General features: G+C 57.6%; 23 protein-coding genes and 1 pseudogene. 1 reads left to right on the top strand and 23 read right to left on the bottom strand.

The genetic code is table 11. The features are described 5' to 3' along the window. Positions 1-6 precede the first annotated feature (6 nt). From SOR61_RS00755 to SOR61_RS00650, 22 genes and pseudogenes are all read right to left on the bottom strand, one after another. Complete coding sequence (locus SOR61_RS00755; RefSeq protein ID WP_320610796.1) at positions 7-762, bottom strand: hypothetical protein; 756 nt, start codon at positions 760-762, stop codon at positions 7-9. Beyond that, positions 710-1,183, bottom strand: coding sequence for a hypothetical protein (locus SOR61_RS00750; protein ID WP_320610795.1), 474 nt, complete (start codon positions 1,181-1,183; stop codon positions 710-712). Before SOR61_RS00750 ends, SOR61_RS00755 begins: the two co-directional genes overlap by 53 nt. Positions 1,184-1,308: 125 nt before the next feature. After that, positions 1,309-2,421 carry an undecaprenyldiphospho-muramoylpentapeptide beta-N-acetylglucosaminyltransferase gene (gene murG, locus SOR61_RS00745; protein WP_320610794.1) on the bottom strand — a complete coding sequence of 371 codons (1,113 nt, stop codon included), beginning with the start codon at positions 2,419-2,421 and terminating at the stop codon, positions 1,309-1,311. Positions 2,422-2,453: 32 nt separating this feature from the next. After that, positions 2,454-3,662: a putative lipid II flippase FtsW gene (gene ftsW / locus SOR61_RS00740; protein WP_320610793.1), complete on the bottom strand. Its 1,209-nt coding sequence runs from the start codon at positions 3,660-3,662 to the stop codon at positions 2,454-2,456. A 46-nt stretch (positions 3,663-3,708) separates the two neighbouring features. Further along, positions 3,709-4,737, bottom strand: coding sequence for a phospho-N-acetylmuramoyl-pentapeptide-transferase (gene mraY / locus SOR61_RS00735; RefSeq protein WP_320610792.1), 1,029 nt, complete (start codon positions 4,735-4,737; stop codon positions 3,709-3,711). 86 nt (positions 4,738-4,823) lie between these two features. Then, positions 4,824-6,269, bottom strand: coding sequence for a UDP-N-acetylmuramoyl-L-alanyl-D-glutamate--2,6-diaminopimelate ligase (locus tag SOR61_RS00730; RefSeq protein ID WP_320610791.1), 1,446 nt, complete (start codon positions 6,267-6,269; stop codon positions 4,824-4,826). A gap of 44 nt (positions 6,270-6,313) precedes the next feature. Further along, positions 6,314-8,701 (bottom strand): penicillin-binding transpeptidase domain-containing protein, encoded by a 2,388-nt coding sequence (locus SOR61_RS00725; RefSeq protein ID WP_320610790.1) that lies wholly within the window; start codon positions 8,699-8,701, stop codon positions 6,314-6,316. A 118-nt stretch (positions 8,702-8,819) separates the two neighbouring features. Then, the gene (locus tag SOR61_RS00720) at positions 8,820-9,344 is read right to left on the bottom strand and encodes a hypothetical protein (RefSeq protein ID WP_320610789.1); all 525 of its coding nucleotides are present in this window, start codon (positions 9,342-9,344) and stop codon (positions 8,820-8,822) included. A gap of 41 nt (positions 9,345-9,385) precedes the next feature. Beyond that, complete coding sequence (rsmH, locus tag SOR61_RS00715; RefSeq protein ID WP_320610788.1) at positions 9,386-10,327, bottom strand: 16S rRNA (cytosine(1402)-N(4))-methyltransferase RsmH; 942 nt, start codon at positions 10,325-10,327, stop codon at positions 9,386-9,388. A gap of 272 nt (positions 10,328-10,599) precedes the next feature. Further along, a complete protein-coding gene (locus SOR61_RS00710; RefSeq protein WP_320610787.1) occupies positions 10,600-11,079 on the bottom strand; it encodes a hypothetical protein in 480 nt (159 codons plus the stop codon). A 46-nt stretch (positions 11,080-11,125) separates the two neighbouring features. Next, positions 11,126-11,635, bottom strand: a complete 510-nt coding sequence (gene coaD / locus SOR61_RS00705; RefSeq protein WP_320610786.1) for a pantetheine-phosphate adenylyltransferase — start codon at positions 11,633-11,635, stop codon at positions 11,126-11,128. Positions 11,636-11,675: 40 nt separating this feature from the next. After that, positions 11,676-12,224, bottom strand: a complete 549-nt coding sequence (gene rsmD / locus SOR61_RS00700; protein WP_320610785.1) for a 16S rRNA (guanine(966)-N(2))-methyltransferase RsmD — start codon at positions 12,222-12,224, stop codon at positions 11,676-11,678. Between the two features lie 3 nt (positions 12,225-12,227). Next, positions 12,228-14,054, bottom strand: a complete 1,827-nt coding sequence (uvrC, locus tag SOR61_RS00695; protein ID WP_320610784.1) for an excinuclease ABC subunit UvrC — start codon at positions 14,052-14,054, stop codon at positions 12,228-12,230. Positions 14,055-14,159: 105 nt separating this feature from the next. Continuing rightward, complete coding sequence (locus tag SOR61_RS00690; protein ID WP_021920272.1) at positions 14,160-14,423, bottom strand: HPr family phosphocarrier protein; 264 nt, start codon at positions 14,421-14,423, stop codon at positions 14,160-14,162. Between the two features lie 132 nt (positions 14,424-14,555). After that, complete coding sequence (locus SOR61_RS00685; RefSeq protein ID WP_320610783.1) at positions 14,556-16,931, bottom strand: endonuclease MutS2; 2,376 nt, start codon at positions 16,929-16,931, stop codon at positions 14,556-14,558. Then, positions 16,915-17,700 carry a DNA repair protein RecO gene (recO, locus tag SOR61_RS00680; RefSeq protein ID WP_320610782.1) on the bottom strand — a complete coding sequence of 262 codons (786 nt, stop codon included), beginning with the start codon at positions 17,698-17,700 and terminating at the stop codon, positions 16,915-16,917. Before recO ends, SOR61_RS00685 begins: the two co-directional genes overlap by 17 nt. Then, positions 17,654-17,818 (bottom strand): hypothetical protein, encoded by a 165-nt coding sequence (locus SOR61_RS00675; RefSeq protein WP_320610781.1) that lies wholly within the window; start codon positions 17,816-17,818, stop codon positions 17,654-17,656. The genes recO and SOR61_RS00675 overlap by 47 nt, the downstream gene beginning before the upstream one ends. A gap of 87 nt (positions 17,819-17,905) precedes the next feature. Next, positions 17,906-18,826 (bottom strand): GTPase Era, encoded by a 921-nt coding sequence (gene era / locus SOR61_RS00670; RefSeq protein WP_407066486.1) that lies wholly within the window; start codon positions 18,824-18,826, stop codon positions 17,906-17,908. Positions 18,827-18,871: 45 nt separating this feature from the next. After that, a pseudogene (ybeY, locus tag SOR61_RS00665) lies at positions 18,872-19,348 on the bottom strand (rRNA maturation RNase YbeY); the annotation flags it as partial. Further along, on the bottom strand, positions 19,335-20,318 hold the full coding sequence (locus SOR61_RS00660; protein ID WP_320610780.1) for a PhoH family protein: 984 nt from the start codon (positions 20,316-20,318) through the stop codon (positions 19,335-19,337). The pseudogene ybeY and the gene SOR61_RS00660, both read right to left, overlap by 14 nt. Then, the gene (locus SOR61_RS00655; RefSeq protein WP_320610779.1) at positions 20,315-21,583 is read right to left on the bottom strand and encodes a sporulation protein YqfD; all 1,269 of its coding nucleotides are present in this window, start codon (positions 21,581-21,583) and stop codon (positions 20,315-20,317) included. Before SOR61_RS00655 ends, SOR61_RS00660 begins: the two co-directional genes overlap by 4 nt. A 27-nt stretch (positions 21,584-21,610) precedes the next feature. After that, entirely contained in the window at positions 21,611-21,907 is a 297-nt protein-coding gene (locus SOR61_RS00650) for a YabP/YqfC family sporulation protein (protein ID WP_320610778.1), read from the bottom strand. 178 nt (positions 21,908-22,085) lie between these two features. Between SOR61_RS00650 and SOR61_RS00645 the strand changes: the two genes are divergently transcribed. Continuing rightward, positions 22,086-22,565 carry a GNAT family N-acetyltransferase gene (locus SOR61_RS00645; RefSeq protein ID WP_320610777.1) on the top strand — a complete coding sequence of 160 codons (480 nt, stop codon included), beginning with the start codon at positions 22,086-22,088 and terminating at the stop codon, positions 22,563-22,565. Between the two features lie 57 nt (positions 22,566-22,622). On the opposite strand, the gene SOR61_RS00640 is transcribed toward SOR61_RS00645, so the two are convergent. Further along, positions 22,623-24,017, bottom strand: a complete 1,395-nt coding sequence (locus SOR61_RS00640) for a citrate synthase (RefSeq protein ID WP_320610776.1) — start codon at positions 24,015-24,017, stop codon at positions 22,623-22,625. Positions 24,018-24,243 lie beyond the last annotated feature (226 nt).

Here is a 24,243-nt window from a genome sequence, read left to right as displayed (position 1 = left end):
TTTCCTCTATCCTGTCCGGCGGCTGATCCTGCCGCCTAATTCCTGCAATCCGGCCTCCAGCCGCTCATAGCCCCGGTCCATATGCTGCAATCCCCAGATCTGACTGCTCCCTTTTGCACCCAGGACCGCTACCACCAGCGCAGCACCCCCGCGAAGATCCGTGGCCTCCACGCAAGCGCCTCTCAGGGGGCTCCCCAAAATATGTGCGGTGTCCCCCTCTGCCCTGATCGATGCCCCCATGCGGGCAAGTCCCTGAAGATATCGGAACCGGTGGTCAAATATCTTCTCAATGATCCGGCTCTTTCCCTCTGCCGAAGCCAGCATGGGCTGCGCATCCGTAGGAAAGCCCGGATACGGCCCGGTGGTCACCGTGCCGATCCCCCGCAGGGGCCGTTTTCTCTGGATCCAGATCCGGCGGTTCTCTTCGCAGACAATGCGGCAACCTGCTCCTGTCAGCGCTTCCAGCACCGGCAGAAGATGGCCGCTCTCTGCGCCCAGGATCTCCCCTTCTCCTCCTGCAGAGGCCACCGCGCAGAGATAGGTCGCCGCTGCGATCCGATCGCTCATCACGGTATACTCCCCGGCGTGGAGAGGGCGTCCTCCCTGGACCACGATGCATCCCGAGCCCGCGCCGGTAATCTCCGCACCCAAACTCCGCAGAAACCCTTGCAGATCGACGATCTCCGGTTCCCGGGCTACATTATAGAGTTCAGTCCTTCCCTTGGCCCCGCAGGCCGCAGCTATGGAAAAACAACCGTCCATTCCAGCTGCGCACTTCCGCACCCAGGCCCTGGAAGGCTCGAATATGCAGGTCAATGGGCCGGGACCCCAATGCACATCCCCCAGGCCAGCAGGCCGAAGCCTGCCCGCCGCTGGCCAGCAGCGCCCCCAAAAAGAGAACGGAAGCCCGCATCTGGCCCATCAGTCCGTCCGGTATCGAATTGCCGCACCGATGGGTGGTATCCACATACACCGTATGTCCCTCTCGCCGGACCTTGCAGCCCAAACTGCGCAGGATCTCCATCGCTGCGGAAACGTCACTGAGGTCCGGGCAGTTATGTATCACGCTCTCCCCTTCCGCCAGCAAGGCAGCCGCCAGAATGGGTAAGGCACTGTTCTTCGCTCCCTGCACAGCAACGCGCCCCTCCAGGGGAAATCCGCCTGTTACCGCAAAATATTCCATCTTCTCTCTCCCCCACTTCCGGTCTGAGACGATCCCGGCTTCTTACAGGCAGGCACACTGTCTGTAAGATCCTGTATGGAATTCGTATCAGGCCATCCTATGCTGGAGAGAGCCCATTGGTTCCCTTAGGCTTTCACCAGGGAAAGCAGGGTCTCATAAATACTTTCCGCCGCCTGGGGATTCCCCATGGCAGCCATGGCACGGGACATATCCTGCCGCCGCTGCTCGTCTTTGAGCAGCTCTGCCGCCGTGCGATACAGGGTCTCCCCGCTGCACACCGGCTCAAGCAGCACCACCGCGCCGCCTTCCTTGGCCAGGACGTTGGCGTTCTTCTCCTGGTGGTGATTGGTCACGTTGGGAGAGGGCACGATCACCGCAGGCTTGCCGATCGCCGTCAGTTCCGACAGCGTGGACGCACCACCGCGGCACAGCACCAGGTCTGCCGCCGCCATCACCACCGGCATGTCGTAAATGTATTCCAACAGCCGAATCTCAGGCGGGAGCTTCTGGCCACCCAGGACCTTCGTCATGGAAGCGTAATTCCGGCCAGCACCATGGATGTGGTGGAAAAAGGGGCCCTCGTCCAACTCCCGGCGGATGAAGTCGGTCATATAGCCGTTCATCACGTCGGCACCCAGACTTCCCCAGTAAGACAGCAGAAGCGGGCGGTCATCCTGGATGCCCAGCGCCTCCCGGGCCTGCTGGCGTGTCAGCCGGAAAAAATCGCCCCGCACAGGGGTGCCGGTGACCACCACCTTCTCCGGGTCGCTGTAATGGGCCCGGGACTCCTCGTATCCGACCATCACCCGGTCGGCTACCTTTGACAGCCGCTGGGTGGTCAGGCCGGGCACAGCGTTGGACTCGTGCACTGCCGTGGGGATCCCCCGCCGGGCTGCCTCATGCACCACAGGATAGGATGCATAGCCGCCGGTCCCTACCACCAGGTCAGGCTGAAACTGGTCCAGAATCCGGACGGCTTCCTTCTTGGACACCGACAAATTACGCAGTGTCTTCAAATTATGCCGGATGCCCGCCGGGCTCAAAGTACGCCAAAAGGAGCTGATGGTGACCGTCTCCAGAGGGAATCCCTCCTTGGGTACCAACCGCTCCTCCATCCCGCCTTTGGCGCCCACAAAGAGCACCTGGCAGTTCTCCTGTCTTTCCTGAAACATCCGCGCCAGGGCGACGGCAGGGTTGATATGCCCTGCCGTGCCGCCGCAGGTAAATAGAATCTTCATGGTCTTCCTCCCTTTCCGGAATGGAACCGATATTATGTGATCGGGTTCTGACGGGTAATACTGAGCACCAGACCCATTTCCGCCATCTGGATCACCAGGGCCGTGCCGCCCGAACTAAAGAACGGCAGAGAAATGCCCGTAACAGGGAACAAATTGGTCACCACTGCCACGTTGGCAAACACCTGGAAGGCAAACAGGGTCATAATGCCCACCACCACCAGAGAGCCAAACCGGTCTCTGGCCCGCAGGGCCAGCCAATAGCCTCGAATGATCAAAAGGGCAAAGAGCGCCAAGATCAGCATGGCACCGATCAGGCCCAGCTCCTCGCAGACGATGGCAAAAATAAAGTCGTTCTGGGGCTCCGGCAGATAGAGAAACTTCTGCCGGCTGGCACCCAGGCCCAAACCAAACAGGCCGCCGGACCCAATGGCCATCAGGGACTGGATGGCCTGCAGGCCTCTGCCCAGAGGCTCGCTCCAGGGATCCCGCCACAGCTTGACACGGTCGGTCATATAGTCGGTTCCCATGATCATATAACCCAGGGCGCCGCCCACCACCACGCCGCCGATGATAAACCAGCGGATGGAGATGCCTGCAGCGAACAGGATGGCCGCAGCGATCACCACCATCTGGATGGTGGCCGACATATGGTGCTGGACAGCCAGAATGGCGATCATGATGACCAGCACGATCATGTAGGGGATGAGTTCAATAAAGCCGGAACGCTCCAGAAGATTCAAGAACCGTCCCATGACCGTCCGCTGATTAAAGCGCAGCGGGACCCGATCCTCCCGCTTGGACAGCCGGGAGGCAAAGAACAAAATAAGGCCCATCTTACCCAGCTCAGAGGGCTGCCACTGCACAGGGTATTTCAGCCAGCGGGTGGCGCCGCCGGCGGTGATGCCCAGTCCGGGGATCTTAACCGCCAGCATCAGAATGAATGCCGCAATGAGGATATAAATGGCCAGGCCCTCCAGGCCCCGATAATTGAGCTTGGAGATCAGGTACATCACGGCAAAGCCCAGCAGCGCATAAACCGCCTGCCGCTTGAAGTAGTAGAACGCATCGTTATTGGTAACGTCTTTGATGTCATACCAGGCAGTGGGGAACGACGCCGACAACAACATGACGAGGCCAATCACTACCAGGAGAATGGTCAGCAAAAGGAAGGGCATATCCACCTGTCCCTGCACCCTCTGCTGCTTCGGTCTGTTTCTTTTGGTTTTCAATGCTTTTGGCACGAAGCAATCCCTCCCGGATCCTATGCACCCTGCGTCCTCCGGTCACTCACAGGGCAGGAAACCGCCCCATGACCCCAAAAAACGCCAGGATGCAGAACACCAGCGAAATGCCGGTAAAGACGAAAAACAGTTTCTTCTCGCTCCAGCCACCCATCTCCAGATGATGGTGCAGGGGGGCCATACGGAAAATTCTCTTGCCATGGGTCGCCTTGAAATACACGATCTGGATGATATCAGACAAGGTCTCCACAATGTAGATAATGCCCACCAGAATGAGGATCAGGGGCAAGTCCAGCGCAAAGGCCATGCCGCAGACAGCACCCCCCAGGAACAGAGAGCCGGTATCCCCCATGAAAACCTTGGCCGGGTGGAAGTTGTACAGCAAAAAGCCGATCAGCCCGCCGAACAACGCACCGGCCATCACCGCCATACCCAGGCTGCCCTGCCGCTGCCAGCTAATCTGGCCATAGGCAAAGGCCGCTGTGAAAAAGGCGCAGACGGGAAGGGTCACACCGGAAGCCAGGCCGTCCACACCGTCAGTAATATTGACGGCGTTGACGGTTCCCGTAATCACCAGGGCGGCAAAGATCATGTACACCACCCAGGGAAGCTTCCACTCTGCCCCAAAGAAGGGGACATAGAGATTGGGAGACAAAATACCGATCTTCCGAAGGATCACAATAAAGAGAATGGCTGCCGCCAGCTGGAGCAAGAATTTCTGGCTGGCGGTCAGGCCGGTATTCTCCTTTTTCTTGATCTTCGCGTAATCATCCAAAAAGCCAATGAGACCTAACACCAAGGCAAACAAAAGCACCACCAGACTGGTGAAGTCTCCCTCCATAAAGATACTCCTGGCATTGATGACCAACACCGAAACCACAGCCGCTGCAATAAACATCAGGCCGCCCATGGTGGGGGTTCCCTGTTTTGTCATATGCCAAGTGGGACCATCCTCTTTAATCGACTGTCCTGCCTTGAGCCGGCGCAGCGCCGGGACGAGCACTTTTCCCAGGAGCGCACTGATGACAAATCCCAGGATGACAGCGGCTCCGATCTTTACGAAAACGAGATCCATGCCTTTGCACCTCCGCATTTTTTCACATCATTCATATCTCTCCGGCGGCTTCCTCTCTCTCGAGAGAATCACTCGCTAAAAGGGCATTATAACCCATTCTTTCGAAAAAAGGAAGCGATTTCTTCCCTTTCGTCCAAATGATTTCTCTGCCCCTTCACTTCCTGATAGGTCTCATGTCCCTTGCCCGCCAAAAGGATCACATCCCCAGCCCGCCCCATAGCCAGGGCGGTGCGAATGGCCTTTCGCCGGTCCGGTTCCCAGACCAGGGTCTGGAAACCCGGGGGAAAGCCAGCGGCGATCTCATGCATGATCTTCTCCGGTGCCTCAGTGCGGGGGTTATCTGAGGTGAGGATCACGCAGTCTGACAGGCCAGCGGCGATCTCTCCCATGATGGGACGCTTGCTCCGGTCCCGGTCTCCGCCGCAGCCGAAGAGACATAGCAGGCGGCATTGGGTCACGGAACGAGCTGTAGTCAAGATTTTCTCCAGGGCGTCGGGGGTGTGGGCATAATCGATCAGCACCGTGTACGGTGCCGGAACCGGGACCACTTCTGCCCTTCCTTTTACCCCAGGTACCTTTGCCAGGGCAGCGATCACACCGTCCAGCGGCAGGCCCAGTCCCAGGGCACACCCAATGACCCCCAACGCATTGTACACCGTAAATTCGCCAGGGATGGGCAGGGTAACCGAACCCGATCCCTCCGGCGTCACCACGGTGAAGGACACGTGGTCCGGATACAAGCGCAGGTTCTTTGCCAGAACCTCCGCTTCCTTTTTGTTTTCTGCATACGTATGGCGAAGGCAGGGAGCCGTCTGCGCAAACCGGCGTCCCACACTGTCGTCCAGGTTAAAGAATCCTTCCTGACACTGGGCGAACAGCCGTTCCTTTGCTGCGGCATAGGCCTCCATGGTTCCGTGGAAATCCAGGTGGTCCCGGGTGAGATTGGTGAAAATCCCTCCCCGAAACCACAGTCCGGCCGTCCTCTCCTGCGCCAGCGCATGGGAGGAGACTTCCATCACTACATGGGTGCACCCACTCTGCTCCATCTGCGCCAACAAGTGGTGCAGGGTATAAGCGTCGGGCGTGGTACGCTCCGCCGGAAGGACCTCTTCCCCAATGAGATTTTGATTGGTTCCAATAAGGCCCACCTTGGTATGAAGCACTTCTTCCAGCACCCATTTTAACAGATATGTGGTGGTGGTTTTTCCGTTGGTTCCGGTGATGCCTATCATCGTCATACGGTCCCCCGGCCGGCCAAACCAGTTGGCCGACAAAAGCCCAAAGGCTTTTCGGGGATCCTCTGTCAGAAGCCATGGACCAGGGATCTCCGGCGGACAGCGGCAGACCACCGCCGCCCCTTTCTCCATGGCCTCCTGCAGGAACGCTGCACCGTCGTATCGCTCCCCTTCGATCGCAACGAAGAGGGCGCCGGGCCTCACCGTTCTGCTGTCACAAGTAAGTGAAGTGATTTCAACGTCCTGACCGACTCGGTCCGTCAGGGCAATGCCCCGGGTCAACCGGGATAACTGCAAGGTTCCACCTCCGAAGAAAGTCCCTCCTGTTCCGCCTGGCTGATTTACCAGTCCTGAACAGAGTCATCGGTAAACTTCACTTCCACAGACGTCCCCACTTCCAGGGGGGTTCCAGGTGCTATCACCTGTTCAAAGACTTTGCCATCCTTGCCGGAGCCGGTGGCGTTCAAATAGAGCTCCAACCCTTCCAGCTTTGCTTTGGCCTCATCGTAGGTCATACCGGTGAGATCGGGCATGGTGACCGTCTCGCCGGACTTTTGTGTGCCCATGTACAGAACGACAGAGCTTCCCGCAGGGATCGAACTGCCCGCAGCAGGGATCTGGTCGGTGACCACGGTACCGTCCCCGGAGGTTCTGCAGTTGAGGCCCAGCTTGGCCAAAGCCGCCTGGGCGCTCTCCAGGGAGCTCCCCCGCAGGTCCGGAATGGTGACCCCGGTGTTTGCTGTCGCAGTGTCGCTCTTCTTGTAGCCCATATAGTCCAGAATGTTGGCAATGAGTTCGCCGGCCATGGGTGCTGCCATGCTGCCGCCGCTGATGTAAATACCGTCGGCTGTGGTGTTGGCGCCGGGCTGGGCAGGCTTGGGCCAGTCGTATCCCAGGAGGACGACCACTTCAGGATCGTCTGCCGGAGCAATGCCTGCAAAGGAAACAATGATACGGTCCGGGCTGGTCAGGGTCTGGGAACTACCCGTCTTGCCGCCGATCTTATATCCTTCCACATAGGCGTTTTTACCGGTGCCGTTTCTGCTGCTGACCACGCTCTCCATGTAGGTGCGCATCAGGTCCGAGGTCTCCTGGCTGATGACCTGCCGGATCTCGTGGGGCTCATGGTAGCTCACCACGTTGCCGTCCGAATCGGTCACCGACTGCACCAGATAAGGCTGCATCAGGTGGCCGCCGTTGACCACCGCCGAGAGCGCTCTCACGATCTGCAGGGGCGTAGCCTGGAAACGCTGACCAAAGGAAGCGGTTGCCAGAGAGGTCACACCGGAAGGACTGATGAACTCAGACTTGGGCCAGAAATAGCTGTTATACTCGCCGGGAAGCTCAATGCCGGTGGTCTCTGTAAAGCCAAAGTCCTCCCAATACTGGTAGAAGGTCTCTGCGCCCAGGCGATTACCGATCTCGATCATACCAGGGTTGCAGGAATTCACCAGCACCCGCTCCAGAGACTGGCTGCCATGGCCGCTTCGGGCGCTGCATCGAATGTCATGGTCGCCCACGTGGACCACACCGGAGCAGTAGAAGCTGTCGGTAGCAGGGTTCACCACGTTCTCCTCCAGCGCCGACGCCATGACGATGGGCTTAAAAGTAGAACCCGGTTCGTAGGAGGTGTTCAGCAGCTTACTTTCCCACTGCTTCAATCTGGCCTCGTTCTCTGCTTTTTCATAGTCCTCTTCCGACACCGCCGGGTCATCCTTCAGCTTTTCCAGATCAGACAATGCAAGGGGGTCGGTAATCACACTGGGATTGTTGGGGTCATACCCCGGCGTACTGGCCATGGCCAGGATGGCCCCGGTATCCGGGTCCATCACCACGCAGAAGGCACCGTTGATGACATCAAACTTCTCCACGCCTTCCTGCAAGGTCTTTTCCGCATACATCTGAATGGTCGCGTCAATGGTGGTGTGGACATCATAGCCATCGGTCGCATCCACATAGCTGGAGTAGGGAGAGAGCATCTCCGTACCCGAAGCGTTCTTGGACATGACGATCCGTCCGTCTTCACCGGCCAGCTCGCTGTTCATAACTGCCTCCAGGCCGTAGGCACCCACCCCTTCGCTGTTGACAAACCCAATGACATGGGAGGCCAGAGAACCATAGGGATAGTACCGCTTGGAGTCATCGGTCAGGTACAGACAGCCTTCCAGATCATTCTCGTCAATGAACTGCCGGACCTGGTCTGCGATGTCATCCTCCACCTTGCTGGCCAGCTTTTCCCAGGCGGAGTTGGTCTTATGCAGGCGCTCCATGATCTCGGCCCGGTCGATCTTCAGGATCTGGGACATGCCGTCTGCGATCACATTATAGCGCTCTTCTACCTTCTGCTCCCGCTCTGCGTCAATGGCGGTCTGGCTCCGCTGGTTGCCATACTCATCCTTTTCCTTGACTTCCACAGTTTTGATCACGTCCCGGGGAGAGAGGATCACGTTCTGCACAGAGGCGCTGATGGCCAGCGTGGCGCCGCTGGCGTCATAGATCGCTCCGCGGTGCGCCGTGGAGGAGACCTCTCGGGTCTGCTGGGTGATGGCCTTTTTCTCCAGGGTCTCATGCTGCACCACCTGAAGCTGCCACAGCTTGCCAAACAGGACCACAAAGGTCCCGATCCCAAACACCACCGCCAGTACGACGATGCGCTGTAAGCCTTTTCCGCTCAGTCGTTTGCTGATAGAACGTCTCGGCCGTCGTTCTCTTTTTTCTTTGAAAGCCATTGCATTCCACCTACTTTCTGTTCATCGGTCCTATTTCGTCCAAGGTAAGATGGGGGCGCAAGAAATCTCTTTTCTCACGCCCCCACGTTCTCTCTTTCCTATCTTATGTACAGCACAGTCAGAAGTATTCCTTTACTCCATTGACAAAATCCTTGGCAAAGGATATGACCTTCTCCTTGATCCCGGACCCCTGGTAGTACTCTACCTGATCCGGCTCCGCCAGCTCCAGCGTATAGGTCTGCCAGCTCTGGATCTTGTTCATCTGGCCGCTGGACAGCATCTGTGCCTCAATTTCCTGTAAGTCATAGGCCAGCTCATACTGAGCCATCAACTTGGTCTCTTCACTCTTTAATTCGTTGAGATCATTGCGCAGGCTCACCGCCTGATCGTTGACCATCACCAGCTGCGCATAACTCATCAGGGTGACCACGACGATCGCAGCTACTACAAAAATCGATGTAACAAGCAACGGCAGCGGTTTCCATGCCGCCTTTGGCAGTTTCTCGGCCACTGGGATGCTCTCCGGCCGTTTTCTCGCCTGCTCGTGAACCTTTGTCTGCTCCATTGGTTCCTCCGATGCCTCTATCTTCAAGGCTGCATTGCCGTCGTACACTGCGCCCAACCCCTTTCCAGGAATCTTCAAAATCTACTCCACCTCATCCGTTATTTTTGAGGAATACGTCCTTATATTTTTTCTGCGACACGCAGCTTTGCGCTGCGGGCACGGGGATTCTCCTCCAGCTCCTGCTGGCCGGGCAGGATCGGCTTACGTCCCACCAGCTTGATCTGAGGCTTTTTCCCACACACACAGACGGGGAAGTTGGGCGGACAATCACAGCCCTTGGCCGCTGCCGCCATCTCACTTTTCACGATCCGGTCTTCCAGAGAGTGGAAGGAGATCACCGCAAGCCGCCCGCCGGGGTTCAGCCGGGGGATGGCGGACTGCATCATACGGGAAATCGCTGTCAGCTCATCGTTCACGGCGATACGGATGCCCTGAAAGCTCCGCTTGGCCGGATGCTGCTTTTCCCGCAGGGCTGCTGCGGGCATGGCGCTGCGAATGATCTCTACCAACTGGCCTGTTGTCTCAATGGGGGCAAGCTGACGGGCGCGTTCAATGGCGCCGGCGATGGCAGAGGCATACCGCTCCTCTCCGTACTGGGAAAGGATCCTCCGCAGCTCATCCCGGGGCCACTGGTTCACCACGATCCAGGCTGTCAGTCCGTCATCCCGGCTCATGCGCATATCCAGCGGTGCGTCATGCATATAAGAGAATCCACGTTCCGGGTCGTCCAGCTGAGGAGAGGACACGCCCAAGTCAAAGAGCATTCCATCCACACCGGGGATCCCTGCCTCTTCCAGCAGCTGATCCAAATCGCCGAAGTTGCCATGAAGAAAGGTAATGTGATCTGCCCACGGGGCCAAACGGGCGCTGCCCTCCTCCAGAGCCTGGCGATCTCTGTCAATGCAAATCAGGCGGCCACCCTCCGTCAATCGCTTTGCGATTTGTTCCGAGTGCCCACCTCTTCCCAGGGTTCCGTCAATATAGGTCCCGTCCGGCCGGATGTTCAATGCCTGGATGCATTCCTCCAGCAGGACAGGGCGATGTGCATAGTCTGAACTCATGGACGAAAAAGCTCCTCAAAAGACGCAATGTCTTCGTCTGTGTTGCAATACAGGAAGTGAAAAACGGCTCCCCTCCACTGCTTCTTTTCCGCAGTGTTTGCCTTACTATTATAGAAGCATTCCCTGTAAAAAGCAACTGTTTTTTGCCGGGTGTCGGATTTTCTTACCCTGTCTGCCTCCACTTTATCTTCGCTTTTCTTCCTGAAAATTCCACTCCTGCCACAAGATATAGAAAAGCGACCGCCTTTCGGCGGTCGCTTTCACACGGTTTCTTATTCGTCGTCATCCTCGTCTGCCTCTGCGTCATACATGGGGCGGCGGCGGGGCTGGGGCCGGGGAGAACCGGCGTCATGGTCCCCGCCCAGAGCGCTGCGGAACTTGGCGTGGGACAGCTTGACCTCGTCGTAGGCGTCAGCCACAGCTTCCTCCATACGGCGCAGGGCGTCCTCGCAGTACTCGTTGGCAGCGTTCTTCAGCATCCGGCAGGTTTCCTCTGCCTGTGCGATGATCTCATCTGCCTTTTCCTGGGCCTGACGGACGATCACGTCCTCGTTCACGATTCGCTTGGCGTACTCCTCAGCCTGCTGGCGAAGGTCGTCGGCTTCCTGCTTGGCGTGGGCAATGTAGTCGTTCTTGTTTGCCACAAGGTCCTTTGCCCGCTTGATCTCTGCCGGGAACTCTGCCTTCACGTCGTCGATCATGTCCAGGATCCGGTCACGGTCGATAACACATTTATCGCTGCTCAGCGGCATGTTTTTTGCTTCTTCAATCTCCGTATATAAAAGGTCCAGTAATTCTTCAAGACTGCTTGCCATCGCATTCATCGCTCCTTATTTCCAATTTCTTTTTCACGTCCTCAAGGATTTCGCGGGGCAAAAACTCACTGAGGTTGGCATGATATCTGGCCAGTTCCTTGGCCACCGACGAACTTAGATAGGTGTACTTTTCGCTGGAAGGGAAAAACACCGTGTCCAAATCAGGGTTCAGCTTGCTGTTGACCATGGCCATCTGTACTTCCTGCTCATAGTCCGACACGGCGCGCAGCCCTTTCACCAGCACCCGGGCGTCCTTCTTCTTTGCATATTCTGCCACAAGACCGTAGCTCACGTCAAACTCCACATTGTCTACGTGGATGCTCTTCCTCAGAAGTTCGATCCGCTCCTCCGGTGTAAACAGTCCACCGTTCTTTTTGGAATTTACCATCACGCATACGATCACCTTATCAAAAGCCGCCGCAGCGCGCTTAATGATGTTGATGTGCCCCAGCGTGACCGGATCAAAGCTTCCGGGATAAATTGCGGTCTTCATACGATTTTGTCCTCTCCTTGTTCAGCACCCGTGCCAAGTCTCAGTCGGCCTCGCGTCGATACAGGGCTGTTTTGATTTTTCCATACCGGTACGTTTTCTGCATCCGATACGGTGGGGAAACCTCAGGCCAGGATTCATCCGAGCCAATTTCGCAAACTATTATACCATTTTCCGATACAATGTCAATCTCTGCGATGGTTTCCATCGCTTTTTCCAAGAGTCCGCTGCCGTAGGGGGGATCCAGGAAGATCAGGTCAAAGGTCTCCCGACACCGGGTCAAAAACGCCAGGTAATCGCCCTGCACCACAGAGGCCCGGTCAGACAGGTCTGTGATCGCCAGGTTCTCCCGGATCATGGCCGCTGCCTCCCGGCGCAGGTCCACAAACGTACAGTGGGCCGCCCCTCGGGAAAGGGCCTCGATCCCCATCTGCCCCGTACCGCCAAACAGGTCCAGCACCCGCCGGCCCTCGATCTCAAACTGGATACTGGAGAAGATCCCTTCCTTGACCCGATCAGTGGTGGGTCGGGTCTCCATGCCCAGAGGCTCCTTCAGCTTTCTGCCCCGGGCCGATCCTGTAATGACTCGCATCGCCTACTCCTCCTTTTTGCTCCTGAAATACTGATAAATGGCCAGCGCTGCCGGCTTGGGAAGCACGGCCTCCAATTCACGCAGCTCCGCCTGCCGCACTGCTTTCACACTGCCGAAGGTCTTCAGCAGCTTCTTGCGGCGGCTCTCCCCGATCCCGGGGATCCGCTCCAGCACGGAACCCGTGCTGCTCTTGGTATGCTGCTTATGGTGAAACCCTACCGCCGAGCGGTGGGTCTCCTCTTGAATCTGTCCGATGAAGGAAAACAACGCCGGAACTCCCTGGATGCCGATCTCCTTCCCCTGGGCTGTGATGAGAGCCCGGGTGCGGTGCCGGTCGTCCTTCACCATTCCAAACACAGGAATGGAAAGGCCCTCTTCTTCCAGCACCCGCTCTGCCACCGCCGCATGGGTCTCCCCACCGTCGATGAGGAGAAGGTCCGGACGGCTGGCAAAGGCCTCGTCCCCTTCCCGGTCCCGACGGAACCGGCGGCGGAGGGTCTGCTCCATGGAGGCGTAATCATCCGGTCCGGACAGGTCCCGCAGCTTAAAGTAGCGGTAAGCCCCCTTTCGCGGCTTTCCCTCTTCAAACACCGTCATGGCCGCCACAATGTCCGACGCCCCAGTGTTGGAAATGTCATAGGCCTCGATCCGGTGCGGGGGTGCAGGCAACTCCAGCTTCTCCGCCAGGAGCAACAAGATCTTTGCCTGCCGCTCCTCTCGGGTGGTAACCCGTTGACACTCCTCTTTGGCGTTTTCCTGGGCCATGCGGATCAGGTCCGCCTTGGCTCCTCGCTGGGGCGTGACCAGCTCGACCTTTCGCCCTGCCTGGTGGGACAGAAGCCGTCCTATGGCCGGACTGTCCTCTAAATTCTCAGGCAGAAGGATCTGCCGGGGTAAGATGCCGCGGCTGCCATAATACTGGACCAAAAACGCCGACAAAATCTCCTCCGGTCCCTCGTCGCCTGTCTGGAACAGTTCCAGATCCCGGCTGGTCAGCTCTCCTTCCCGGAAGTGAAGCACCGCCACGCCTGTGCGGACCTCTCCTTGATACAGGCCAAGTACATCCGTGTCCGCCAGATATCCAGAGACCACCTTCTGCCGCTTCCCCAGCAGAGAAATGGCCCGCAGACGATCCCGGAGGGCGGCGGCCTTCTCAAACTCCAGGTTGTCCGCCGCCTGGGTCATCTGCTGGGTCAAGTCTTTTTCTACTTCCCCAAACTTTCCCTCCAACAGACGGATTGCCTGGTCGATGGCCTGCTGGTGCTGGCTCTGGGGCACCTCTTTTTGACAGTAACCGTCGCACTGCCCCATGTGATGGTTCAGGCAGGGGCGCTCCTTTCCCTGGTCTCTGGGAAACTTCTTGCCGCAGGAAGGAAGTTTTAGGGCAATCCGCAGCGCATCCAGAATGGACTGGGTGTCGTGCCGCCCACCAAAGGGGCCAAAATATCGGGCCCCATCCTCCTGCATCCGTTCCACCATGGAAAACCGGGGATACCGGTCCTGCACCGACAGGCGAATATAGGGGTAGCCCTTGTCATCCTTTAAAAGAATATTATACCGAGGCCGGTGCCGTTTAATCAAAGAGTTCTCTAGGACCAAAGCCTCAAACTCCGACCCCACCACTATGGTGTCAAAATGGTCGATCTGCGACACCATGGCCCGGGTCTTTTCCCCGTGGGACGCCTGGTCCTGGAAGTATTGGGACACCCGGTTTTTCAGAGCCTTGGCTTTCCCCACATAGATCACAGTCCCGCTCTGATCCATCATAAGGTATACCCCGGGTTTCAGCGGCAGGCTATGGGCCTTCTCTTTCAGTTCTTCAAAGGTCAACGGTCTGCCCCCCTTCCCCGTGCGGTTCCAAAGCCATCTGTTCTTTGCCCTGAGAGTGAAAAAAAGCGCCGCTTAAGCGGCGCTTTTTCTGTTCCTTGTTACGAATCAGTCGGCAAAATCGGAACTGATCAGTTCCACCAGTGCGTCCACCGCATCCTTTTCATCGGTGCCGTCGGCAATGAGGTCAATGGTGCTGCCCTTGATGATGCCCAGGGAGAGCACGCCGAGCAGGCTCTTTGCATTGACTCTCTGCTCGTCCTTCTCCACCCAAATGGTGCTCTTGAACTCGTTGGCCTTCTGGATGAAAAAGGTTGCGGGTCTTGCGTGAAGACCAACCTGATTGTTAACAGTTGCCTGCTTAATATACATAGATATTCCTCCCGATTTCTTTCCCTGAATGCTACCATAAGGATAGCAAATTTTTTCCGGTCCGTCAATGCCAATTTTCCAGGCACAGCGCAGAATTTATCACAAATTTTTGGATTTTCGCAACGCCCTTTTTCACTTGAGTTCCACGATGGTCACACCGGTTTCCCCTTCGCCGTACCGGCCCAGGCGGAAACTGCTGACACCTTTGCACCGTTTTAAATAGGTATGGACCGCTTTTCGCACCGCACCGGTCCCCTTGCCGTGGATCACCGTCACCTGGGTCAGGTTCCCCACGATGGCCCGGTCGATAAATTGGCTCAGAACCATCTCCGCCTCGTCGGTGGTCATCCCTCGGAGATCTACCTCGGCCTTGGCGCCCAGGCTGCGGAGTTTGTGTTCCGTGCGGCGGATGTACTGCTTGGTGGCTTTCTGGGCCTGGGTCTCACCCTCCACCACCCGGACCTCTTCCTGTTTGGCGGTGATCCGGAGGATCCCCGCCTGGATCTGGAGCACGCCGTCCTTATTGACCGACAGCACCGATCCTTGGGTCCCAGTCTTCAAAATGGTCACAGTATCTCCCTTGGCTGCGGGGCGAACCATAGGCGGGGGCGCCGCTTTTTCCTCTGCCCCCAGCTTGCCTTCTGCGTCGTTCAGGCGGCGGCGCAGGCCAGCCCTCTGGTCGTTGACGGTCTGCCAATCCCCCTCCTTGCTGGCCTTTTTCTTCATGTCGCTGAGCTCCCGGAAGACCTGGTCCGCCGTCCGGCGGGCCTCCTCCAGGATCGCGCGGGCCTCTGCTTTTGCTCGGGCCTCGTTCTTCTCCTTCTCCTTCTGCAGACTGTCTCGGTAGGCCTGGGCCTTTGCCGACGCCTCCTCCATCTCCAGACGAAGCCGGGCTGCCCGCTGCTGCTCCCGTTCCATCTCCTGGCGCTGCTGCTCCAGCTTGGTGAGAACGTCCTCAAAATGGATGTTCTCCGCCGTGATCCGGGCGTTGGCCTTCTGGATGATATCCTCAGACAGCCCCAATCGCTTGGAAATGGCAAAGGCGTTGGACTTTCCCGGGATCCCCACCAACAGGCGGTAGGTAGGCGCCAGGGTTTCCACGTCAAACTCGCAGGAGGCGTTCTCTACCCCCGGGGTGGTCATAGCATATACCTTGAGCTCTGCGTAGTGGGTGGTAGCCGCCACCAGAGCGCCCTGCTGCCGGGCGTGCTCAATGATGGCTGCTGCCAGAGCTGCGCCCTCCACCGGGTCCGTGCCGCCGCCCAACTCATCAAAGAGGATCAGGGTTTCGTCGTCGGTCTCCTCCAGCATTCCTACAATGTTGCTCATGTGGGAGGAGAAGGTGGACAGGGACTGGGCAATGGACTGTTCATCCCCGATATCCGCCAGAACCCGGGCGCACACCCGCACAGAACTGCCATCCGCCGCAGGAATATGCAGACCGCACTGGGCCATAAGGGTCAACAGTCCCAGCGTTTTCAAAGTTACAGTTTTACCACCGGTGTTAGGGCCGGTGATCACCAGGGTGTCAAAGGACTCCCCCAGTTCCAGGTCGTTGGCCACCGCCGTCTTGGGGTCCAAGAGAGGATGGCGGGCTTTCCTCAGACAGATCCCCTTGGAGGACAAGACGGGCTCCATACCCTTCATTTGCACCGACAGTTTCCCTCGGGCAAAGATGCCATCCAGCAAGATCAGCAGGTCATAGTTCTGGCTGATGTCCTCCTTGAAGGAGGCAGCTTCCGCTGACAGCTCCGCCAGAATCCGGTCGATCTCTTTCTCTTCCTTCGCCTGCAATTCTCTCAGCTCGTTGTTGGCCTTCACCACCCCCATGGGCTCAATGAAGAACGTGGAGCCGGAGCCAGACAGGTCATGGACCAGACCGGGCACTTCATTTTTAAACTCGGACTTCACCGGCACAACATACCGGCCAGACCGCATGGTAATGATGCTCTCCTGCAAATATTTGGACTGGGAGGAAGAGATCAGCTTTTGCAGAATATCCCGGACCTTTCCTTCCGTGGCCCGCATGTGCCGGCGGATGGACGCCAGCTCCGGGCTGGCGGAGTCCGCCAGTTCTCCGTCTCCTACAATGGAGCCGGTGATCTTGTCCTCTAAAAAGCGGTTGGGATGCAGGGAGCGGAACAGATGGTCGATGGGCGTCTTCTGCTCTCCGTCAGTCTCTCCGTAGTCTCGAGCCGACCGGGCTGCCGCCAAAACCGCAGCAATATCCAGCAGTTCCCGGGTGTTCAGGCTGCCGCCCATATCCGCCCGCTGCAGGGAACCTGCCACCGGCTTCACCCCGGAAAAGGAAGGGCTCCCCCGCAGCACCATTCGGTCCACCGCCGCAGAGGTCTCTTTCAGCCGCCGGGCCACTTCCTGGGGATCGGTCTCCGGCCGGAGCCGCCGGGCCCGTTCCTTCCCCTCTTCCGTCACCGCCTGGGCCGCCAGCAGGTCCAGCACCCGAGGCAGTTCCAGGGTTTGCATGGATTTTTCAAACAGTTCCGTCATGGAATCCTCCTTCCTGGTCCTGTGGAACCAATTGTTTATAGTAATCTAATGTACGAAATCCCCTCTCCTGCTGGGTCATCAGAAAGGCCTCACAGGCATCCGACAACAGCCGCAGGCTCTCTGGGGACAGCGCAAAGGAAAACAACTTCTTGGGATTCCCCAGCACAATGTGCCGGGCCGCTGCCAAGGCACCGGGAGACAGGGGCATGGACACCCCGCCCCCTACCTGACTGCGGCAGCGGGCGCAGTGAAGTACCCCCTGGGACAGGTTAAGCCGGGCATCTTCCGGCTCCGGTGCACCGCAGACAGCGCACCCATCCAAAAGGGGCTCATACCCCGTCAGGCACAAAAGCCGCAGTTCAAAGGCCGCCTTCACCAGCCGGGGTGGTTTTTTTAACCGATCCAAGGCATATAGAGCGTTCAGCAAAAGGGACAACAGCTCTGGGGCAGCCTCTCCCTCCTGGGCGGTAACCTCGGTCACCTCCGCAAAGTAGGAGGCCAACGACAGCAGCTCCAGCTCCTGCCGCACATGGAGAAACTGTTCCAGCGGATCTGCTTCCATCAGGGTCAAATACTCTCCCCGCTCGTTGATGGTCAGATCCGAGTACACCAGGAGCTGGCTGCCCGCCATGAGCCGGCTGGTTTTCCGCCGGCATCCCCTGGCTTTCACCGTCCGTTTCCCAAAGTCCCGGGTCAAAACCGTGAGGATCTTATCCGCTTCCTTATAGGTTGTCTCCCGGAGAACGATCCCCTGGGTAGTTAGACGCATGGTTGTCCCTTCTCTCCCGTCGTTCCTTCTGCTCCCGGCGCTCCTTGGCCCGGGCGAGAAGGTAGGCTTCCGGCAGACCTGTCTGAAAGAACAGATCCCGCAGTTGTTTCGATGTCATGGGCGTCGTCCTCCTGACCAATGGTTCTTCCCTTAGCCTGACAGAAACCCGCCCGTTTTATAATCGGTAAATTTTGTGGGACCTTCCTCAGTCCCGGTTGTCAAACCCAAAGTTCCGGATGAGGTTCAGGTTGTCCCGCCAGTTTTCCTTCACCTTGACCCAGGTCTCCAAGTAGACCTTGGTCCCCATGAAGCGCTCCACATCCTCCCGGGCCATGGTGGAAATCTTCTTGAGCATGGCCCCCTGCTTGCCAATGATGATCCCCTTATGGGAGGCCTTCTCACAATAGATGGTCGCATGCAGGTCGATGATCCCACTCTCCCGCTCGGAGAACTTGGTGACCTCCACTGCCGTGCCGTGGGGGATCTCCTTTTCCAGGCAGTACAGCAGCTTCTCCCGGATGATCTCCCCGCAGATCTGCCGCTCGGGCTGGTCGGTGACCACATCCCGGGGGAACAGCTGGGGGCCTTCCGGCAGGAAGGTACTCAGCAGATCCAGCAGCTCTTCCACCCCGTCCCGCCGCTTGGCGGAGATGGGGACAATGGCCGTAAAGTCGTGGACCTGGTTGTATGCCTCCATCACGGCCAGCAGCTGGGGCTTCTCCACGGTGTCGATCTTGTTGATCACCAGCACGGAGGGAACCTTCATCCGCTTGATCTGCTCAATAAGCTCCCGCTCCGGACCACCCACGTTGGCGATAGGCTCCACCAGGAGCAGAACGCCGTCCACGTCGGCCACGCTCTTCTTGACCACATCCACCATGTAGTCCCCCAGCCGATTGGCTGCCTTATGCAGACCCGGGGTATCCATAAAGACGAACTGACTCTCTCCCCGGGTGAGCACACCGCAGATCCGGTTCCGAGTGGTCTGGGGCTTGTTGCTCACAATCGCTACTTTCTCTCCCACCAGGGCATTGGTCAGCGTGGATTTACCCACGTTGGGGCGACCGCACAGGGTCAGGATGCCGCAGCGCTTGACTTCCGGCTCCTGCTGGACCTCCGGTTCCAGGGGCAGGTCCAGATCCTCGTTCCAGTGATCCCGGGTGACCCCCAGGCTCTCCAGGATGGCCTCTTCCCGCTGGCGCATCTGGGCTTTCTGGGGGCCTTCGTCCAGGTGGTCATACCCCAAAAGATGGAGGACGGAATGGACCGCCAGATAGGCGATCTCCCGCTGGACGCTGTGGCCAAACTCCTCTGCCTGGGCCTTGGCCCGCTCCACGGAGATGACCATATCCCCCAGGGGGCACAGTCCGGTCTCCGGGTCCAGCTCGTCCTCTCCTTCGCCGGTGGGCGGGACCCCCGGCGTCAGCTCCAGCATGGGGAAGGACAGCACATCTGTGGCAGCATCTACCTGCCGCTGCTCCTGGTTGATCTCCCGAATCCCCTCATCTGTGGTCAGGAGCACGTCCACCTCACAGGGGATCTCCACCTTCTCCTGCTCCAGTGCCGCAGTGATGACACGGGTGAGCAGGGGCTTATAGGGATTGGAGCCGGAGAGCTCCCAGTCAATATAGATATCATGCTTTTTCATTTCCATGTCTTGCCTTTCTTCTGTTCTCATCATCCTCGTAGGCCTTGATGATCCGCTGCACGATGATATGCCGCACCACGTCGCTGTCATTTAACCGGCAGATCGAGATGTCTTCCACATTTTTCAGCACCCGCATGGCCTCTTTTAAGCCCGAAACCTTATCTCCGGGCAGGTCGATCTGGGTAATATCACCGGTGATCACGATTTTAGAGCCAAAGCCCAGACGGGTCAGGAACATCTTCATCTGCTCCCGAGAGGTATTCTGGGCCTCGTCCAAAATAATAAAGGAGTCATCCAGGGTCCGGCCGCGCATATACGCCAGCGGCGCCACCTCAATGTTGCCCCGCTCCACATACTTGGCATAGCTCTCCGCCCCCAGCATCTCAAACAGGGCATCGTACAAAGGCCGGAGGTAGGGGTCGACCTTGCTCTGGAGGTCGCCGGGCAGAAAGCCCAGTCGCTCTCCCGCTTCCACCGCCGGACGGGTGAGAATGATCCGGTTGACCTCCTTGGCCCGGAAGGCAGACACCGCAGCCGCCACCGCCAGATAGGTCTTACCGGTACCGGCCGGGCCCACACCCAGGGTGATGGTATTGCGCTTGATGGCATCCACATACTTTTTCTGCCCCACCGTCTTGGCCTTAATGGGCTTTCCCTTCGCGGTGACGCACAGAACATCCGCCGCCAGGGTCTGGATCTTGTCTTCGTTGCCGGATTTCACCAGCTGGATCAGGTAGCGCACCGTCTGCTCATTGATGGCTTCTCCCCGGGCAGACAGGCCAATGAGCCCCTGGATCACCTTGGTTCCATACATCACCGGCTCCGGTTCCCCGCTGATCTTCAGCTGGTCATCCCGTACTACCACCATCACATCCAGTTCCCGCTCGATGAGACGCATGTTCTCATCAAAGGACCCGAAAATACCGATGGCGTCTTCCATCCGCTCAATGCTCACTGTCTGTTCCATCATTGGCTTTGCTCCTTCTCCTCTTCTGTTCCTTCCTGGGAAAACCGCTGGACACTCCCGGATTTTTCCTGGGTATCCTTCTCCACGGTGCGGCCGATCTGCTCGGTGCACTCCGCATACAGGGTCACGATCAGGCAGTCCCCCTGCCGCCGGGTAGTGTAGTCCGCTTTCCGCACCTCGCCCTGGTCCATCTGCTCTTGCAGCGACGTCATGAGCCGCTCTCGCAGCAGCGCTTCCGCCTGCTTTTCGTCCAGGGTAACCGGAACGGTGGTATACTCCCGCACCTGCTCCTTCTCCCAAACAATCGGAAGGGTCTTCCCCTCTATGGGCGTCCAGGAACGTAATCGAGATATTATATCATACTTTTCATAGGGAATGCCAGCGTTTTGATAAAATTTCACCCGTCTTCCCAGGATTGACAGGCTATACCGGGTACATTCCTTTCCTGTATACACCTTTTTCTCTCCCCGCAGCATGATCTGCGCCGTCATGGTGTGTTTCGTTTCGGCCATGATTTTCCCTTTTGCCCGAACCAGCATAGTCCCCAGTTCCGTCCCCAGAGGAGGAGGGGCATCTAACACCATATCCCCGGAGATTAAAACATCCCCTTTGCACACCGCCTCCCCCTCCTGGAAGCAGGGGTCCCCGGCCCAGGGTTCCATATGGGTAATGACCCCGTCCGCAGAAGAGACCACATCCGCAGGACGCTTTTCATCCTCCCTTTCCGGAGGCATGGTCTTTTCCCGCACAATGACTTCTGCACGGGTCCCGTGCAGGTTCAGGGAAAAGAAGGTCAGTTCGTCCACCGCCAGCATCATCCGGTTCTCCACCTCCCGAATGGGAATGGATGGGCCATAGGTCCCCACGGACACCCCGCACAACCGCAGCTGACTGATGATCTCCTCCCTGGTTAAGGTCTCGTTCCCGGAGACATCCACAGTCAGCACGGTCCGGGAGCCGATCACCAGCGCCGCCACACAAAGCACGATCCCCGCCAGCAGGGCATACCGCCGCCGGAACCGAAGCAGGAAGAAGGGAATGCCCTGGTTCTTTCGCTCCTGGACGGTACACTGGGCCTCCTCCACCAAGCGGCACAGCCGGGAATACTGCCGGGCCGGAACCTTGACCACCAGCGTGAATGGGTCCTCACTGGTCATCTGCCAAAGTAGAAGCCCCTCACGGGCGCAGAGATTCAAAAGCGCCGTCGGCTGGGCCCCCGTGATCCGTACCGTGACCACACCTATCAGCCAGCCCATCCATTGTTTCACCCAGGACTCCCCCTTTCTCCCGCCGCCCTACAAAAGCTCCAGCCGATCCACCCAGCCGGTGATCCTCAGTTCTCCCTCCCGCATGGCCTTGATCTCTAACGATCGTCCTGTAATCTGAAGGACCCACTGCCCTGCGTCCACATGGATCTCTTCCTTCCCATAAGCCAGCACCCCTCGATACTTCTCCAGGTAGAGTTCCCGGTCACCGGTCAGCTCCAGGCGCGGCAGTCCACCCAGACTGTCTGCCGGTAAGTCCAGCAGTTGAGCAGTCCGCTCCCGCACGCCCACCCGGCGACGGGGCCGCTCCTTCTCCTTTTCCTCCATGCTCTGGACCTCATTCCCGTCACTGGTCTCCCCTATGTGTATGTGTCTTTCCCTCTTCCCTTGCCTGTCCGCCCTCCAAAGCAGAAAATCCCACAGAGACCCGAGACTTTTTTAACGAACTGTGCTATCCTTACTCCATCCCCTGACCATCTCAAAAGAAAGAAAGGAATGATCCCCTATGGCAGCATCGCTGTCTTTTCGCTTCGCAACAGAGGATGACGTCTCCAAAATCCTCTTTTTCATCAAAGAACTGGCCGCTTATGAGAAAATGAGCGACCAGGTCGTGGCCACAGAAGACCTCCTGCGTCAATGGATTTTCCAGGAACACAAGGCCGAAGTCCTCTTCGCCGTAGAGGACAGCACCGAGATCGGCTTTGCCCTCTTCTTCCATAACTTTTCCACCTTCCTGGGCCGGTCCGGCCTGTATCTGGAGGATCTGTACGTCCTGCCGGAGCACCGGGGCAAAGGGGCAGGAAAAGCCCTCCTCAAGAAACTGGCCGCCATTGCAGTCCAGCGTCAGTGCGGACGGCTGGACTGGTCCTGCCTGGACTGGAATCAGCCCAGCATCGACTTCTATCTCTCTTTGGGCGCAGAAGCCCTGTCCGACTGGACTGTATACCGGGCAGAAGGAGAAACCCTCAAAAAACTGGCTGAGTAAGCTGACTAGGCGCAAAAAAGGTGCAGACCTCAGTCTGCACTTTTTTTATCGTTTTCATTAGGGTTTGGGGGTGAACTTAAAGTTCAGGCGGGAAGTCCGCTCATCAATGGGATCGTAATGCACCCGCTTTACCACAGCCCGGTAAGCAGGACGCATGATCCGGTGGCAGGTCACCACTTCCTCGATGCGGTTGGCGCACCAACCGGCGATACGGGCCGAGGCGAAGAGAGGCGTGAACACGTCCTCCGGGATGCCCAGCATGGTATACACCAGACCGGAATACATATCCACATTGGCGCACATGGGAATATCTGTGCGGTGCTGCTCCTGGATCATAGGAATTCCATACTTTTCTACTTTCTCCAAAAGTTGGAAATCATCCCCGTAACCTTTCAGCTCTGCAATGTGCTTTGCATATTTTTTCAGCAGGACAGCACGGGGGTCAGACACCGTATACACCGCATGGCCCAATCCGTAGATCTTTCCGGAGCCGTCACCGGCCTCGCCCCGCAGGAGTTTGGCCAGGTAATCCTTGATGGAATCGTCGTCGTGGGGATTGACATTCTCCTTCACATAACGGAACATCTCCATCACCTTGGCGTTGGCACCGCCGTGGAGGGGGCCCTTCAGAGAGCCTACGGCACCGGCAATGGCACTATATGTATCCGTTCCGCTGGAAGACAGGGCACGGCAGACAAAGGTAGAGTTGTTGCCGCCGCCGTGCTCGGCGTGGACCATCAGCATCATGTCCAGCAGATGGGCCTCCTCTTCCGAGTAGCGCTTATTGGGGCGGATCATCCGCAGGAAGTTTTCTGCTGTGGAGAGGTTCTCCTCCGGATAGTGGATGTGCAGAGAATCTCCCTCGAAATAATGCCGTTTGATGGAGTAGGCGTTGGCCACGATGCTGGGGAACGCACCCACCAGCTTGATGGACTGAAGGAGAATGTTCTCGATGGAGGTGTCGTCCGGGTGGGCGTCGTAAGAGTAGAGAGACAGCACACATCGGGCCAGTTTGTTCATGATATTCCGGCTGGGATTCTTCATGATCATGTCTTCTGTGAATCCAGGGGGAAGTTTTCTGGCACGGTTGAGGATCTCGTTAAAGTCATTTAACTCAGAGTGGGAAGGAAGGTATCCCATGAGCAGCAGATAGGCCACCTCTTCAAAGCCGAAGGTATTCGCCTTTCGGTGGGCCTCCACGATCTCTGTAAGCTCAATGCCGCGGTAGTACAGCTGGCCGGGGGCAGGGATTCGGACGCCGTCCTCGATCATATAACCCTGAACCGAGCCGACCCGTGTGACACCAATGGGAACACCGGTACCGTCGCTGTTGCGCAGGCCGCGTTTGATATCGCCACGATAGTACTTCTCCCCAATATGGTACTCTTTTTCGATGTGTTGACTCAGAGAACCGGTATATTGTTCCAGAAGTACCGTATCATTTCTTATCATTGCATGGGTCCTCCTTCCGCATCGTATGCAGATTTTCCGAATCATTTTCGGAATCTTATAAAAATTACGTTATGGGCTTATTATACGTCTCCACCCCTTTCTATGCAAGAAAAATTTCTCTCCTGTCATATCTTTCTGCAAAATCTCCCTCTTTTCCCCGCCTTCCCCTGTCCTTTTTTCTGCAAAATCCGCAAGACAGAATCTGGATTTTACTCTTTGATTCTTG

Origin of the sequence: Evtepia sp. (assembly GCF_034090835.1) — a bacterium.
GTDB lineage: Bacteria > Bacillota > Clostridia > Oscillospirales > Oscillospiraceae > Evtepia.
Note: the sequence above shows the minus strand (reverse complement) of the source record. Positions and strands in the feature narration are given on the sequence as shown.

Coding starts and splice junctions, on each gene's coding strand:
- SOR61_RS00750 (WP_320610795.1), bottom strand. CDS start 1,183: ATGGAATATTTTGCGGTAACAGGCGGATTTCCCCTGGAGGGGCGCGTT.
- recO (WP_320610782.1), bottom strand. CDS start 17,700: ATGCGTCTAACTACCCAGGGGATCGTTCTCCGGGAGACAACCTATAAG.
- SOR61_RS00725 (WP_320610790.1), bottom strand. CDS start 8,701: ATGGCTTTCAAAGAAAAAAGAGAACGACGGCCGAGACGTTCTATCAGC.
- SOR61_RS00690 (WP_021920272.1), bottom strand. CDS start 14,423: ATGTATATTAAGCAGGCAACTGTTAACAATCAGGTTGGTCTTCACGCA.
- rsmD (WP_320610785.1), bottom strand. CDS start 12,224: ATGCGAGTCATTACAGGATCGGCCCGGGGCAGAAAGCTGAAGGAGCCT.
- murG (WP_320610794.1), bottom strand. CDS start 2,421: ATGAAGATTCTATTTACCTGCGGCGGCACGGCAGGGCATATCAACCCT.
- SOR61_RS00640 (WP_320610776.1), bottom strand. CDS start 24,017: ATGATAAGAAATGATACGGTACTTCTGGAACAATATACCGGTTCTCTG.
- SOR61_RS00650 (WP_320610778.1), bottom strand. CDS start 21,907: ATGGAGGAAAAGGAGAAGGAGCGGCCCCGTCGCCGGGTGGGCGTGCGG.
- SOR61_RS00645 (WP_320610777.1), top strand. CDS start 22,086: ATGGCAGCATCGCTGTCTTTTCGCTTCGCAACAGAGGATGACGTCTCC.
- coaD (WP_320610786.1), bottom strand. CDS start 11,635: ATGAAGACCGCAATTTATCCCGGAAGCTTTGATCCGGTCACGCTGGGG.
- SOR61_RS00755 (WP_320610796.1), bottom strand. CDS start 762: ATGGACGGTTGTTTTTCCATAGCTGCGGCCTGCGGGGCCAAGGGAAGG.
- mraY (WP_320610792.1), bottom strand. CDS start 4,737: ATGGATCTCGTTTTCGTAAAGATCGGAGCCGCTGTCATCCTGGGATTT.
- SOR61_RS00675 (WP_320610781.1), bottom strand. CDS start 17,818: ATGACATCGAAACAACTGCGGGATCTGTTCTTTCAGACAGGTCTGCCG.
- rsmH (WP_320610788.1), bottom strand. CDS start 10,327: ATGAGTTCAGACTATGCACATCGCCCTGTCCTGCTGGAGGAATGCATC.
- SOR61_RS00685 (WP_320610783.1), bottom strand. CDS start 16,931: ATGACGGAACTGTTTGAAAAATCCATGCAAACCCTGGAACTGCCTCGG.
- SOR61_RS00710 (WP_320610787.1), bottom strand. CDS start 11,079: ATGCCGCTGAGCAGCGATAAATGTGTTATCGACCGTGACCGGATCCTG.
- SOR61_RS00660 (WP_320610780.1), bottom strand. CDS start 20,318: ATGATGGAACAGACAGTGAGCATTGAGCGGATGGAAGACGCCATCGGT.